A 13,496-nucleotide genomic window follows, 5' to 3' on the forward strand; every position below is an offset into this window, starting at 1 on the left:
AGTTGGCCGGTACAACATACAGCCGGCCTCGCTAACACAAGGGTAAAATAATGACATTGTCGCGACGCGCTTTTTTAAAAAGCGGTTTTGCTGTTGCTGGTTTGACTAGTGTTGATGCATTTGCTTCGCCTTGGATAAGGGCGTTGCTCAATGAGTCAAATAGTTACCACGCTTTATATCTCAATAAATATTTATTTAATGATTTAACAGCTTTACTAGCGAAACAACTCCACCTATACCAAGACTCTGATGTACACGCTCAAGCGCTTGAATGTGTGTCTAAAGTGCAGGATGAAGGGGTAATTTATCAGCGTTTATCAGCTATTTTAGCCAATAGTAAACTCAACATGCAGCTACTGAATATGCACCGCTTGCAAGATCTGCAAGTGCGTTTCAGTCAATATTTAACCGAGTTTACTCAAATGCAAAAACTCTCTGGGTATCTCAGTTTTGGATTACCTGATAGTGAGTTTGATCCGATTAATCATCTTCCATTTTTTAATGGCCAAACTTATACCATGACGCACGCACTCAATGAGTCATATTCTCCATTACAAAGAGCTGACTTTTCTGGTGTAGTACAACCAACAGAGTTAATCGGAAAAACACCAAAAATCAACGTTTCAAGCGTAGAGTTGGCTGCTATTTACGATGGCCCTCACAGCTATTCAAGCGCTGAATTTACGAGCATGATGTTACGCATAAAGCAGGTCATGCCGTCAGGAGGTAAGTTAGTAATGCCGCTATTTAATGTGCAACAAACTGCGCATAAACATGTGGTATCAGTGTTTAATGATTGGAAAAACTTGTTGCATGGCCGTTCTTGGCACGCAGCGCAAGCTCAAAGAGATCGGCTGCAATCTGTGACTGCTTGGCATAAAGAAATGAAGGTATATGGCTATAAAGTGCATGCAGTTATTCCGCTCGATGAAAACACCATGCTTCCTGAGTATCTCAGTATTTACGAAAAGGTTTAAACATTATGGAACCATTAAATAACAAAGGACTATCAAGGCGCTCATTTTTAAAAGGGACGGGCGCAGGTATGGGGATCTTGGCCAGCAGTATGCCAAGTTTTGCATTAGAAAACGTTTTTAATAACCACAATGGTGCAGTTGCTACAGGCCAATTAAAAAATGCGGGGTTGCTAGAGCAAACGCAAACAAATTCACTGTTCAACCAACTGACTTCCGCGCTCAACTTTAAACAATCTAAAAGTGAGAAAGTGCTCATAGTACTAGGTCAAGTTAGTACTCAGGCATTTCCGCACAGCGTTGATCATAAGTTAGTCAATGCTTGTTTGGCGCAATTGCACGAAAAAGGTTGCAGTAACAAGGACATAACTGTTGCATATCACGGCCCGAATGCACTAGCGAGTAATTCACCACTGGTCAAGGCTATGACAATGCCTGAGAAAGACAGCGCGCAGCTCGTTAACGTTGCCAATAGCGATGCATGGTTAACGCTCGAAATGCCAAAACCATTACCAAAAGTGAAAGTACTGGAGCAGGCCCAAAGTGCCGATCATATTATTTATTTAGATCAACTAACAGATCAACATGGCTCTTTAAACTGCCCATTAAAAGGCTTAGCTAAGGTTTTATTCGACTCCCAGTCATTTAGCAAATATAGTGATCAGTGTGATGACTTATTTAATATGAACGAAATACAAAACGCTATCTCGAAAAAGGTACGTTTACTTGCTTACAATGCATCACGCTTTATTGCGAAATCTTCGATGTCTGATGTGCAAATGCACCATGTCCATCCGGGCATACTTGCTATATCAAATGACGTTAAAAGCCATCAATTATTTGCTGAAAACTATTTACACAGCGTACTAAATACAACGCCAGAGTCAAAGCATAACTCACAAGAGCTTACTTGGTTTCAATCTGGTGTAAGTCGTGATCCTATGACCATAGCGCATATAGAGAAGACAATACGTAAATCAGGTGTTTCTTTGAGCAAAATAGAGCTTGTGTAAGTCATTAGTTATTGCGAGAAGCTATTGCTTTTTATAGGCTTCACTAAAAAGCGACCGACACTCATGGTGTAGGTCGCCATTTAATTCCAATTATTTAAGGTTTCAGCTTACAAGGTTTACGATAAACCTTAACTCCGTCTATGTCTTACTGAAGCATCCGTTGCCGTCATACCTTGCTCAGGTAAATTAGGGCATTTTTCACATTAGATTCTTTCAATTTACACTCAAAGCGCTTTGTGTAAAAAATATAACTGAACACTTTTTAATCATGTGAAGGAAACTAAAATGAAATTACACCTAAATAAAAAAAATCTAAAAAACTTATGCGACAAGAAAGTAGTAGACTCGGAGCAGACGCCATTGATCGCAGGCGGCGGTAGTGCTATCCCCCCGACCAGAGTGCAAAAGGGTTGTCCTTATTTCTCTTACTTTCCTGTGAATACCTGTCGCCCTCGATAATCGAGATGATAAATGGGGCATGCAATATGCTCCATTGAAACAGTACAACGAGCAAATCAAACAATACAAAACAGCACTTGTTTTTCTTAATATTCAGAAACTAGACTCATGCTCAGAGCACCTTCTCTAAGTTGTGTCAAAGTCAAAAATTTTTTTAAAGTTGTATATAGGCCTTTGAGGTAATCAGGCTTTGATATAGTTTTTATAAGTATTGCGCCGGTACCCATGCTAAAATCTACTAACCCTGAGTTTTCTCTTAAGTTACCAGTAAAGTCCTCTATAAATCTCATTGTGGTGAATTTTGGATGCATACAACTGTCAGATCCCCGACTTAACAATGACTTAAACGAAAACTTTAAAAAAGTCATGCGAAAATATACTTGCTTATATTCTATGCTATCTAAAGGGAACACTTTTTTCTATTTTTACTTTTCAGTTATAATTTGCCTCTTGATTACACTGATATGCAGCGTGCAGTATCAGTCGAACATGCAGTAAAGACAACGGGGAAAAACAATGAAAAAGTGGATATTAGCAGTGGGCTTAATGATATTTTGCGGGCAGGGAATTGCCAAAGAGCCAAACACGCTGTTTGTGGTTCATAGTGTAACGTTAAATGATCAAAACAAAGCAAAAAAAAGACCGTACTATGAAAAAGGCGAACGGTTTCAAATTTTTAACCTAGAAAGCCAGTCAATGAAGACAATTTATCAAAATAAAAAGATAAAAAGCGTTTATCTTGAACCTGGAAATTATTGTTTTGCTTCAGTTTTTATATCTCAATCTCAGCGAGTACCAATAAAGAATAAAATATGTTTTGTTATCTCAGATGAGCACATAAATAATATGGGAACATTTGTGATTGGGACTAGGGTAGCTGGTAAATCGCCATATGCATTAATCGTTGATATTAAGCAAAACTACGATGAAATAGCCCAAGCAGCTAATCAGCCTAGTGCAAAACCAGTACGCTTGTTTAAGATTAAAGGGTCATAGTGGATAGAATGAGTAAATTTTGAACTTATTTAAAAGTTACTTTCCTAGCCCGTTGTAACAAGTCCGTATGACTAAATAAGCTTAAAAGGACGTTGATACAGGCTTTTTGGACCGCTTGAGCTTTGTTTAAAAATATTTCTGAACTGATGACTGCCAATCTCAACTGAGGAACTTAAATAATCTTCAAGGGAAAAATTTTAGAAATGCCCGCAGTTAAATCAACAGAGCTGGATAGATTTTACAAAAAGCCCAATCGTTATACAAAGGGCTTTTTTATACGCTACTTTGTCTCACAAACCAAGTTTATCAATAAGTTGCTCAAATGAATGCAGGTAGGATCTTTTCGGCGATAATCTGTTTGTATTGGGGTTTGTTATCGTGCGCTGTGTGTACGATTAACAGATCTAGTTCTTCAACGATCATGATGATTTGACCGTTGCCACCTTGAGCTGACATGCCTAAATATTTTTTATCGCCGACTTTCATATCGACTCCCCACCAGAAATAGCCATACCCTTGTTTTGAGACGTCTTGTCCGCCCCAATGGACATCATCATCTCCCGTTAATAAAAGCCTGCTTGTACCGTCAGTAATGAACTCTTCAGGGATTAGCTGCTCACCTTGCCATTTACCTTTGTTCATCGCGAGGATACCAAACTTAATCATATCGCGTGACGTCATGCTACTGCGCCAACCAGCTTCAGGCAGGCCCGTAGAGCCATTTGTGCGCCATCTGTAATTTGTGATCCCCATTTTGTTAAGCAGTTCTTTTTTAATAAAGTCTTTTGCAGATCCTGGAACTACAGCCTCAACAACTTGCATCACTAAGGCTGGTCCATAGCCATATTTGAACGTTTGAGATTGTGCAGTGATCGGCGCGCTATTCTCAAGGATTGTCTGAATTTCCCTTTGTCCCTTTAATTGATTTGGAAGTTTGTAAATCTTAGTTTTTTGCTCATCGCTTACTCGAATACCGGAAGTCATCGTTAATGCGTGGCGTAGTGTTATTTTTTCTGCGCCTTCAACTAATTTGCTTTTGTCTAATTGATTAAGAAAGCTAATAAACGGTTTGTCCAAATCATCCATTGAAAGGTAGCCAAGTTGAATAGCACGGCCGAGCGCTAAGCCTGAATATGTTTTGGTCGCAGATGCTTGGTAATGAGGCAAGTTTAAGCGACCTTTACCATAATATGATTCAAAAACAAGTTTACCTTTGTGAGCAATGAGCAGGCTGTCGAATGTCCCATGTTTGTAAGCTGCAATCTCTTTAGCAAATTCAGTGATCATTTTTTTATTGCCGCCATCTGTGCCTAATTTACCAACGCGTATTCCATCGTGTCTACTCGCAGGAGAAACATCGATAAAAGCATTTTCGAGATAGGGGATCTCAGTATAAGTTAGCTTTGCTTCAGCGGTTGAAATTTCTGGTGCTTGATTTTTACTTTGTCCGCTATGTGCAAAAGCGATACTGCTGTAATTGGAAACGAGAGCGGCAACAACTAAGCTTGTCACTGTTAATCTAATGGTCATAGGTTTTCCTATTGTTATGTTTATAATCAATAAATAAGCTGTATTCAGTCAATTTATTCAGTGAGTAGCGAATTCAAATTATCTACTGGCTATTACTGTAACCGAGTAAAAATTGGATGCTTGTGTTTCCCATGATTTTTAGTTTACTTCAATCTGATAAATTATTATTTCATTACTTATCAATGAGGTGGTGGTGAATTTTAGTGGTGAGCCTGTGTTTTATCTCTGGGATATTATGGATGTTGTGAATCCTGAATTTGTAGCGTTGTAGAAAAAAAACGCTAAAAGTATTGTGTACTAACTGGAAAAGTACGCCCAACATTTATGAAGCCTTCAAATTGAACTTCCCGGGTCAGGAGCAAAGCAACAAAGATAATTTGGTTCCTGCATCTCTCTAGCTTGGGATAGTATCTATTGGGCTGATGGTTGGCGAGAACGAGCACTGCCGACAGGAGTTACTGCAGTATACGTCGCTGCTCAGTTCGTGGGTACGACGTCAATTGATGTTCGCAACTTACAGGTATTACAAAAGACAAGTATGACAATGCACCGGGAGATAATACTGGGTTTTGCACATTGAAAGAAGGTGGGTTTTTGAGGCTTCCTTATAGTATACCGATTTGGAAAAGGTCACTTCAGCATATAAGCAATGATACGTACTACTAGCACTGTCACTATTGTATGTGGCAAGTTGAAAAAATGCGGCAACCTGATGGTTGCAAAGCAAAATGAAAAAAGTAGGTTTGAGTGGGTGTAATCGTTAAGCTGCTACAATATGAGTAAAGTTAAATTTACTCGTAATAAATAAAAGAAAGACATTTTCCAAATGCTTAGAGTGCAATTTAAGGAAATACTTTAACTATCAATATATTTAGCTAAAGTGGTATATTATTTATTGATTATATTAGTAAAAGAGTTAAATAATGACCAATTGTCTTGAAGCAGGGATTAGAGAGCTAGTCGACGAATTTCATGCCAACGGAAAGCCATGCCCTTCAACGCAAACTATCTCGGAAAGACGAGCAGGTTATATAGCGAGCACTGTGCTAGCGGGTCAAAGCCCTAAGATAGAAGAGGAGTTTATAGATGTTATTAATGGTGTTCAGGTTAAGATATACAAGCCGAATGAACAGGCTAATTTGCCAATAACAGTATATTTTCATGGTGGGTGTTTTATTAGTGGCGGTTTTGAAACTCACGATATTCAGTTGCGACAAATAGCGCATATGTCCAATTCCATTGTTATCTGCATCAAATACAGGTTAGCACCGGAGCATAGGTATCCTGCGGCTCATGACGATGTTTACCAAGCGGTGATTGGTATTAAGGAAGTTGGACAAAAATATGGTGGCGATCCAGCGAAAATAGTATTTGTTGGTGATAGTGCTGGTGGACAATTGGCACTAGCTACAACGCTTAGGCTCAAGCAAAATCAGCAGTGGTTACCACGTAGTCAAATTCTTATTTATCCGATGTTAGATCCCAAAGGAAATTCCGATAGCTACAGGGAAAATGGAGCAGACTATATAATCACAGCAAATATGCTGTTATCTGGTTTCTATTTATACGCAAATAGTGAAGAAGAGTTGAATAACGAGCCCGAGTTAAACTTACTAGATTGCGACTTGAGTGGATTGCCTAGTACAACCATTATTACTGCTGAGTTTGACCCTTTACGTGACGAAGGAGAAAAGCTCTACAAGTTAATTCGCAGCTATGGTGTTGAAGCGTATTGTGAGCGCTACTCGGGTGTCATCCACGGCTTTTTCCAGCTCAGTGGTGTAAGCAGTTCCGCACAAAGCTGCATTGTAGCAGTTGCAAACCAAATAAAACGAGAGAGTTACACACGTTAAAAGGTGTATTGTCATTCATAGGTGAATGTATAGCATGTAATGAGCATGTTACGATAACACCAAAATCTACAATTGCTTTAACTTATAATCGAGTAAAAACGGGCGAGTTTTATACTGCGTAACTTCTTAATCTGTAAGCCGATCACATCCTTTGTAGTAACTAATTTTATGAGGTTATTAAATGACGGCTTATTATCACTATACGACACTTAGTCTCGCTGAAAAAATTAAAGACGGTGGTTTGTCTACCAATTATTTTCGCACCAATAAAAAAAGAGCAACTGCCGGTGGTAGCTTTGATATAGATAAGGCGGAAAACTTTGATAAACGAGTGTCTAGCCAACTGAACGATTTTGCAAGCTTTATAGCCAGAGAAACACAGAGCAATGATCCAATGGGGTTACACGCAGCACTGGTGCATCTTGCAAAAGAGCAAGCTGAACTATTAGAAAGTAGCTTAGCATTGGACCCTATTCAACTACACAAACAGTATTTAATGAATCTTGAGTGCTTACTCGAACAGGTATATCACACCTCTGCTCCTGCAAAAAATATGGCGAGAGAATTGGCATTATTGTTACTAAAAATAGAAGTGGTCGATAAGATATCTCATTCATCGTTATTCAAAAAAGATATGGTCGCCAGTACCAAGCGTTTTACACTTAAACCTCAAACCAAAAAGGCGTTAGCAGGGCTGTTCTTAGAGTCAGAAAACCATCTCTACAAGTGGATAAAAGCGTTGACGCTTGCGTATACCAAGTTCTATTACGACTCTGAGGAGATTGTGTGCTCTACGCATATCTATTTTTTCGACCGTCACAGAGCTGAGAATGAAGGAACAGATTATATCAAAAGGCTTCGAAAGTTCGAAAATGATATCGTTATATTAAAAGTTGATCTCGAAGCAGAAGAGGTGATCTTAGATGAGGCTCAAGGTAACGCATTTATGGCCGTACCTCAGCATATTCAACCATCAAAAATTGATTTTCAGCATATTGCGTCCAATGAGACGAGCTGGGTTGAAGGCGGGAACTGGGTAAATATCAGGCACCTTGGTAGTCTCTACGCAATATAAACCAGTATTATCACGTTTTCAGCATAACATGCCAGTTCAAAGGTGGTGATGGACTCTATCTAATGTACAAAGTACATGGCAAGGCGAACGGTAAAGCTCAATGTTCACCTCATTATTTGGCATGTGCTAATGTATAAATATCGTAATTTATTTGAGGGTTAAAGGTTAGTATTTTTGGCGTTTTTAGCTATCTTTTATAACGGTAGCTGTAAGCGTTCATTGGGTTCTATAACGAGTGTATGTAAAAAAGTCATAGTTTACAGCTACTCTAGTTGGAGAGATGACAGATGGCTGGTTGGATATACCCTAGCCATGATAACTATATTGAAAATAGAGAGTAGACATGAGTTCAAACAACGTAAGTATTGTGAATCTAATTTTTGCTATTTTTCTACCACCAATTGGCGCTTTTTTACAGGTCGGATTTAGTTTGCACTTTTTTATCAATATTGTGCTTACTCTACTGGGCGGTCTACCTGGTATGATCCATGCAATTTGGTTGGTTGTTACGAATAAAACAGGTGACTAAAAGTATTTTTGTTAACATTGGTGAGTCAGGTTAAATGCCTAACTCGCCAATTACGATTTTGTGGATGGGCGTGCCATTTAATTTAACCAGTTTTCCTTCTCGCTTAAAATGTCGCGTTCTTATTTACCTAGTTAGCCTAACAATCTATGAATTTATACAAGGAGATTTACTAAATCTGCTGTGCAGTGAAGTAGGGGGCTTATAAATAAAAATGCTGCCACGAAGGACAGCATTTTGGGTCTCTATAAAAGAAAGGAACTGGTTAGAAGTAAGCTCTAATACCAAGCTTCACATTGCGCCCAGGCAGAGGCGCTTGTTCTTTGATGAAAGAGCTATGTACGAAGCCCAGCTCATCAGTAAGGTTTTCTAAATTCAAGTAACCTACCATATCGACACCTTGTACATCGAAATCGTAGCTCATGCTTGCATCAACTAATGTATAACCTTTAGTAACGGTTTCGTATGATGCAATTTCATCTTGTTCTAGGTAGCGTGTGATAGTCATATCAGCTGAGAAAGGGCCTCTCTCATAGGCATAACTCACACCGAGTTTATTACTTGGAATACGTGGTAAGTTTTGTCCGTTGTCTAATTCAGCACGTAGATGATCACCAAATACCTTAACGCGGTTTAATTCGTTGATTTGATAGTGTACGTCAAACTCTAAACCGTATAGTTTTGCATCTTGGCTAACAAACTGATAAACATCGCGCGCGCCTTCGTGCTCGTGGTCGGCTACTTCTAGTCCGTGTTCTGATGTGAAGAAGTAGTCAGTTTTTTCTTGGTAGTAGAAATCTGCAATGTCGTTGTAGAAGAAGTTTACCGTGTAACCAAAATCTCCAACAAAACGACGGAAGCTAATGTCTAAGTTAGTCGCAGTTTCTTTTTCGATATCAGTAGGTTCAAAGTGAATTTCAGTACCTTCGATATGGTAACCTAGACCTAACTCATATGTGCTAGTCGCGATGTGCAAACCATTAGACAGCAACTCAGCTGTAAGAGGTGCACGCTCAGAACGTGACAAACTAACCGCAACATTGTGACCCGGTGCATAGGTATATACACCACCCACAGAAGCACTGACATTGGTCATATCTAATGTGTAGTCAGTAATTTGAGTTGTTTTGACTAATTCCTCTTCGTGACCATGGTCGTGGCCGTGCTCGTCTTCTTCATGACCGTGCTCATCATGATCATCATCGTGACCAATGTGCGTTTCAGTGATCTGACTGCTTAACTCATAGTTTTCAACACGTGCACCTAACTCGAGCGTAAAGTCGCCAAACTCACGCTCTTCTAATACGTAGAATGCGTGTGTTGTGGTGCTAGTTGCTGGAGTAAATGCTTCCGCGCCTTGTGCTTCATAGTCGCTATCAGAGTAGTGATAGCCAAAGATACCATGCCACTGGCCGATACGGTGCTCGAAGTTAGTTCTTAGCTCTGTAGTTTCATTTTTGAATACAGTGCCAACTGTGCCAGCTTCAATTTCTGCATGTTCGTAATCTGTGTATCCAGCACGAATTTGAATCGATTCTAACCAGTTATTGTGAAGTGAATAGTTGAATAGTGCCTGCCAACGGTCTTGTTTAACGCGTGCAAACACGTTGTGATTTTCTTCTTCATGGCCGTGTGCATCTTCATCACCATGGTCATCGTGACCATCTTCATCATGTCCGTGTTCGTCATGGCCATGTTCTTCATCGTGATCGTGCTCATCGCCGTGATCATGATCGTGGTCATGCCCGTGATCGTGACTGTGAGCTGGAATGCCATAGTCTGTTTCGATGCTGCCGTAAGAAAAACCAACAGTCATATGATCTGACACATAGCTTGTGCCAATGTTGAATACTTCAGAATCAATGAATGTATTGTCTACTTTTTCCGCATACTCAGCGGCGTGCTCTTCACCTTCATGCTCGTCATGACCGTGTTCTTCACCTTCTTCGTGACCATGTTCATCTTCATGGTGCTCGTCATGATCGCCTGGCAGCTTAAAGTTCGGCGTATCGTAATCGCCACCTTTGCGTTTTACACCGTCAAAGTGGAAGTTGAAACCGTCATGACCTGCTTCAAATAACGCAGCAACCGTGTTGGTATTTGAATTAGTGTCATGGCTGTAATCGACAGCACCATTTGGTGTTTCAACGATATCTGTTGGAATACGGTTATCAACAACATTGACAACACCGCCAATTGCGCCTGAGCCGTAGAGTAATGTTGCTGGACCACGTAGAACTTCGATTTGCTCAGCACTTAGGGCGTCGTTTGTGTTTGCGTGATCAGGACCAATGCGTGACGCATCGCTGCTGTCTAATCCATTTTGTGTGATTTTTACGCGAGGGCCGTCCAAGCCACGAATGATTGGGCTTGATGATACTGGGCCAAAGTAACTCGCATTAATGCCTGGAAGGTCTTTTAGTGTTTCGCCAAGCGTTGGCTTTGCAGAATTCTTTAGCTTATCACCGCTGATAACGGTAACCGGAGAGGCCATCTCCATATTGCTTTTGTGAAGCGCTGATGCGTACACAACAATACTTTCAATAGAACTAGGTGTAAGCGTTACCGTAACGAAAGGAGAGTCTGGATTAACGCTCAAACGTTCATCGATAAAATTGTTTTTTGAAACATGAAGCTCAGAAGCAGCATCCACCGAAATGGTGAAGTTGCCATTTTCATCTGTTTTGATAGTTTGAGACTTACCGTGCAGATGGACGCTTGCATTGCTGACAGGGAGATTGTTTTTATCGACGACTTTACCGCTTAACTCACCAGCATGAGCTGATGTTGACAGCATAATTGCGCTGACACTCAGAGAAATCAAAGATTGCTTAAACATTATACTTCTTTTCTATATGTGATTGTGAACGTGTAATAATATAACACTGCAAAAAGCATAAAACAATGATGTTATACTATAACTTTATATTTGAATTATGGTTGGCTGTTCCTATATTTAAAATAATATGGTGTTTATAAGACGGCGATATGACAGGGCCATTTGTCTTTAAAGTAAGGTTGAAGATTGCTGATTTGTTCCATCAAGCAAATCATCTAGAGTCTTTTACTACGGCATTACAAAAAACCGAGACCTTGCAGCACTTTGTGCTCAAGTTAATAGGCTATTGTGCATTGTCGTATAAAGATGAAGTGCGCTGGCTTAACAGCCGGGAGAAACATCATCCAGACGTGTGGCATGAACTGGAAAGCGGCGAGATCGAAAATGCATTATTTGTCGAGCTGCCAGACCTCAGTGCGCTACAAAAGTACACCAAACTGTATTCGAAAACGATAATTTTTAATGTAGAGAATACAGAATGGTTTCAAGATATTGAGCCCCATCTTGTCGCATTTAATAACGTTAAAATATTTGCTATTAAAGCACGCTTCGTTGATGAGCTAGTTGATGCCTTAACCGGCAGCTTGCATTGGGATGTCATTATTGAAAATGGCGCCATTAGTATTAGTAACGGCGACGAGTATTTTCAAAGTGATGTCGTGAGATTACGTTAATTTGATAACAATATCAGTTAGTGGCTTTGAGCAGCACAAAAGTACTTCACCATCTCTTACAAATGCCAATGGTTCTTGATTATAGGCGACCTGACCTTCGAGTAGTTTAGCGCGACAGGCACCACAATAACCTTCGCGGCATTGGTAGGGGACTTCAATATTGCTTTTTTCTAACGTACAAAGTAACGAAGGTGACTGAGCCGCAAAATTAAGCGGCTCATCATGGTCTTCTATTGAAATTTTTAACTGTGGTCTTTCTTCCATTACAGGTCGAAATCACCAAAATCAGAAGCACTGACCTCAGAATCAATCTGACCTACAAGGTATGAGCTGATCTCTGCTTCTTGTGGTGCAACTTGTACGTTGTCTGATACCAACCAAGCATTGATCCAAGGGATAGGGTTACTCTTACTTTCAAACTGAGCTGGTAAACCTACCGCAGTCATTCGAACATTTGTGATGTATTCAACATATTGACACAAAATATCTTTATTAAGACCGATCATTGAACCGTCTTTGAATAGGTATTCTGCCCATTCTTTTTCTTGCTCTGCAGCTTCCACAAACATCTTAATTGCTTCTTGCTCACACTGAGCTGCAACGATCGACATTTCAGGGTCGTCTTTGCCTTCTTGCATGATGTTCAGCATGTGTTGTGTACCAGAAAGGTGAAGTGCTTCATCGCGAGCAATTAGCTTGATGATTTTAGCGTTGCCTTCCATCAACTCTCGCTCAGCAAAAGCGAACGAACATGCAAAGCTTACATAGAATCTGATCGCTTCGAGAATGTTTACAGACATAATGCAAAGGTACAGTAACTTTTTCAGTTCGAACAAGTTAATGTGCACTGTTTCACCATTGATCTGGTGTTTACCTTCACCGTACATATTGTAAATTGAGACTTTCTCGATCAGTTCATCATAGTATTTTGTAACAGAATCAGCGCGCTCGCTGATTTTGTCGTTTTCAACGATGTCGTCGAAAATGAGCTCTGGCTGCTTCGTTACATTTCTAATGATGTGCGTATATGAGCGACTATGGATCGTCTCACTAAACGCCCATGTTTCAATCCAAGTTTCTAATTCTGGGATTGAGACTATTGGTAATAATGCAACATTAGGAGAGCGGCCTTGAACACTGTCTAGCAGTGTTTGATATTTTAGGTTGCTCAAAAAGATGTGCTTTTCGTGTTCAGGCAGTGCCTGAAAGTCTAATCTATCTTTACTTACATCGACTTCTTCTGGACGCCAAAAGAAAGAGAGTTGCTTCTCGATTAGCTTCTCAAAAATCGGATATTTCTGCTGATCATAGCGAGATACATTAACAGATTGGCCAAAGAACATTGGCTCTTTTAGTTGGTCATTATGTTTTCTGTTAAACGTAGAATACGACATAAATAATACTCGACACCAAAAAATATGGCGGCAGCTAAAATTAGCTAGAACCGCGGAAAAGTTTACAATTTATCATGACCTGAAGTGGTGTGAATCGGTCAAAGCGATGATTTTGATATTGCACCCAAATCAGCTCCTTACCACTTCATGTCATTAAACCCAG

Annotated in this window: 12 protein-coding genes; 8 read left to right on the top strand and 4 right to left on the bottom strand. The window is 40.0% G+C overall.

Going from position 1 to position 13,496, the window contains the following annotated elements:
• Nucleotides 1-50 precede the first annotated feature (50 nt).
• The 4 genes from N483_RS07960 (at nucleotide 51) to N483_RS07975 (ending at nucleotide 3,442) form a co-directional block, all read left to right on the top strand.
• Entirely contained in the window at nucleotides 51-977 is a 927-nt protein-coding gene (locus tag N483_RS07960; RefSeq protein WP_023398802.1) for a hypothetical protein, read from the top strand.
• A 5-nt stretch (nucleotides 978-982) separates the two neighbouring features.
• On the top strand, nucleotides 983-1,987 hold the full coding sequence (locus tag N483_RS07965) for a hypothetical protein (RefSeq protein WP_023398801.1): 1,005 nt from the start codon (nucleotides 983-985) through the stop codon (nucleotides 1,985-1,987).
• Between the two features lie 285 nt (nucleotides 1,988-2,272).
• Complete coding sequence (locus N483_RS26895) at nucleotides 2,273-2,446, top strand: hypothetical protein (protein WP_023398800.1); 174 nt, start codon at nucleotides 2,273-2,275, stop codon at nucleotides 2,444-2,446.
• A gap of 516 nt (nucleotides 2,447-2,962) precedes the next feature.
• Nucleotides 2,963-3,442 carry a hypothetical protein gene (locus N483_RS07975; protein WP_023398798.1) on the top strand — a complete coding sequence of 160 codons (480 nt, stop codon included), beginning with the start codon at nucleotides 2,963-2,965 and terminating at the stop codon, nucleotides 3,440-3,442.
• A 318-nt stretch (nucleotides 3,443-3,760) separates the two neighbouring features.
• Here the strand turns inward: N483_RS07975 and N483_RS07980 are convergent, their stop codons facing one another.
• Nucleotides 3,761-4,972, bottom strand: a complete 1,212-nt coding sequence (locus N483_RS07980) for a serine hydrolase domain-containing protein (RefSeq protein WP_023398797.1) — start codon at nucleotides 4,970-4,972, stop codon at nucleotides 3,761-3,763.
• Nucleotides 4,973-5,895: 923 nt separating this feature from the next.
• On the opposite strand from N483_RS07980, the gene N483_RS07985 reads away from it, so the two are divergent.
• From N483_RS07985 to N483_RS07995, 3 genes are all read left to right on the top strand, one after another.
• On the top strand, nucleotides 5,896-6,825 hold the full coding sequence (locus N483_RS07985) for an alpha/beta hydrolase (protein WP_023398796.1): 930 nt from the start codon (nucleotides 5,896-5,898) through the stop codon (nucleotides 6,823-6,825).
• 181 nt (nucleotides 6,826-7,006) lie between these two features.
• A complete protein-coding gene (locus N483_RS07990; RefSeq protein WP_023398795.1) occupies nucleotides 7,007-7,900 on the top strand; it encodes a hypothetical protein in 894 nt (297 codons plus the stop codon).
• Nucleotides 7,901-8,243: 343 nt separating this feature from the next.
• Complete coding sequence (locus N483_RS07995) at nucleotides 8,244-8,429, top strand: YqaE/Pmp3 family membrane protein (RefSeq protein ID WP_023398794.1); 186 nt, start codon at nucleotides 8,244-8,246, stop codon at nucleotides 8,427-8,429.
• Between the two features lie 262 nt (nucleotides 8,430-8,691).
• Here the strand turns inward: N483_RS07995 and N483_RS08000 are convergent, their stop codons facing one another.
• A complete protein-coding gene (locus N483_RS08000; protein WP_023398792.1) occupies nucleotides 8,692-11,265 on the bottom strand; it encodes a TonB-dependent receptor in 2,574 nt (857 codons plus the stop codon).
• A 149-nt stretch (nucleotides 11,266-11,414) separates the two neighbouring features.
• Here N483_RS08000 and N483_RS08005 point away from each other — a divergent pair, with 149 nt between their 5' ends.
• Complete coding sequence (locus tag N483_RS08005) at nucleotides 11,415-11,939, top strand: YaeQ family protein (RefSeq protein WP_023398791.1); 525 nt, start codon at nucleotides 11,415-11,417, stop codon at nucleotides 11,937-11,939.
• On the opposite strand, the gene yfaE is transcribed toward N483_RS08005, so the two are convergent.
• Together yfaE and nrdB are read right to left on the bottom strand one after the other, a co-directional pair.
• On the bottom strand, nucleotides 11,931-12,203 hold the full coding sequence (gene yfaE / locus N483_RS08010) for a class I ribonucleotide reductase maintenance protein YfaE (protein WP_023398790.1): 273 nt from the start codon (nucleotides 12,201-12,203) through the stop codon (nucleotides 11,931-11,933). The two genes, N483_RS08005 and yfaE, sit on opposite strands and share 9 nt — an antisense overlap.
• On the bottom strand, nucleotides 12,203-13,333 hold the full coding sequence (gene nrdB, locus N483_RS08015; protein WP_023398789.1) for a class Ia ribonucleoside-diphosphate reductase subunit beta: 1,131 nt from the start codon (nucleotides 13,331-13,333) through the stop codon (nucleotides 12,203-12,205). Before nrdB ends, yfaE begins: the two co-directional genes overlap by 1 nt.
• Nucleotides 13,334-13,496: the final 163 nt, after the last annotated feature.

The sequence above is a fragment of the Pseudoalteromonas luteoviolacea NCIMB 1944 genome (assembly GCF_001625565.1).
Taxonomy (GTDB): domain Bacteria; phylum Pseudomonadota; class Gammaproteobacteria; order Enterobacterales; family Alteromonadaceae; genus Pseudoalteromonas; species Pseudoalteromonas luteoviolacea_F.

Excerpts from the sequence above, each read along its gene's own strand:
- N483_RS26895 (WP_023398800.1), top strand. The coding sequence starts at position 2,273 with ATGAAATTACACCTAAATAAAAAAAATCTAAAAAACTTATGCGACAAG.
- N483_RS07990 (WP_023398795.1), top strand. The coding sequence starts at position 7,007 with ATGACGGCTTATTATCACTATACGACACTTAGTCTCGCTGAAAAAATT.
- N483_RS07965 (WP_023398801.1), top strand. The coding sequence starts at position 983 with ATGGAACCATTAAATAACAAAGGACTATCAAGGCGCTCATTTTTAAAA.
- N483_RS08005 (WP_023398791.1), top strand. The coding sequence starts at position 11,415 with ATGACAGGGCCATTTGTCTTTAAAGTAAGGTTGAAGATTGCTGATTTG.
- N483_RS07985 (WP_023398796.1), top strand. The coding sequence starts at position 5,896 with ATGACCAATTGTCTTGAAGCAGGGATTAGAGAGCTAGTCGACGAATTT.
- yfaE (WP_023398790.1), bottom strand. The coding sequence starts at position 12,203 with ATGGAAGAAAGACCACAGTTAAAAATTTCAATAGAAGACCATGATGAG.
- N483_RS07995 (WP_023398794.1), top strand. The coding sequence starts at position 8,244 with ATGAGTTCAAACAACGTAAGTATTGTGAATCTAATTTTTGCTATTTTT.
- N483_RS07960 (WP_023398802.1), top strand. The coding sequence starts at position 51 with ATGACATTGTCGCGACGCGCTTTTTTAAAAAGCGGTTTTGCTGTTGCT.
- N483_RS08000 (WP_023398792.1), bottom strand. The coding sequence starts at position 11,265 with ATGTTTAAGCAATCTTTGATTTCTCTGAGTGTCAGCGCAATTATGCTG.
- nrdB (WP_023398789.1), bottom strand. The coding sequence starts at position 13,333 with ATGTCGTATTCTACGTTTAACAGAAAACATAATGACCAACTAAAAGAG.
- N483_RS07980 (WP_023398797.1), bottom strand. The coding sequence starts at position 4,972 with ATGACCATTAGATTAACAGTGACAAGCTTAGTTGTTGCCGCTCTCGTT.
- N483_RS07975 (WP_023398798.1), top strand. The coding sequence starts at position 2,963 with ATGAAAAAGTGGATATTAGCAGTGGGCTTAATGATATTTTGCGGGCAG.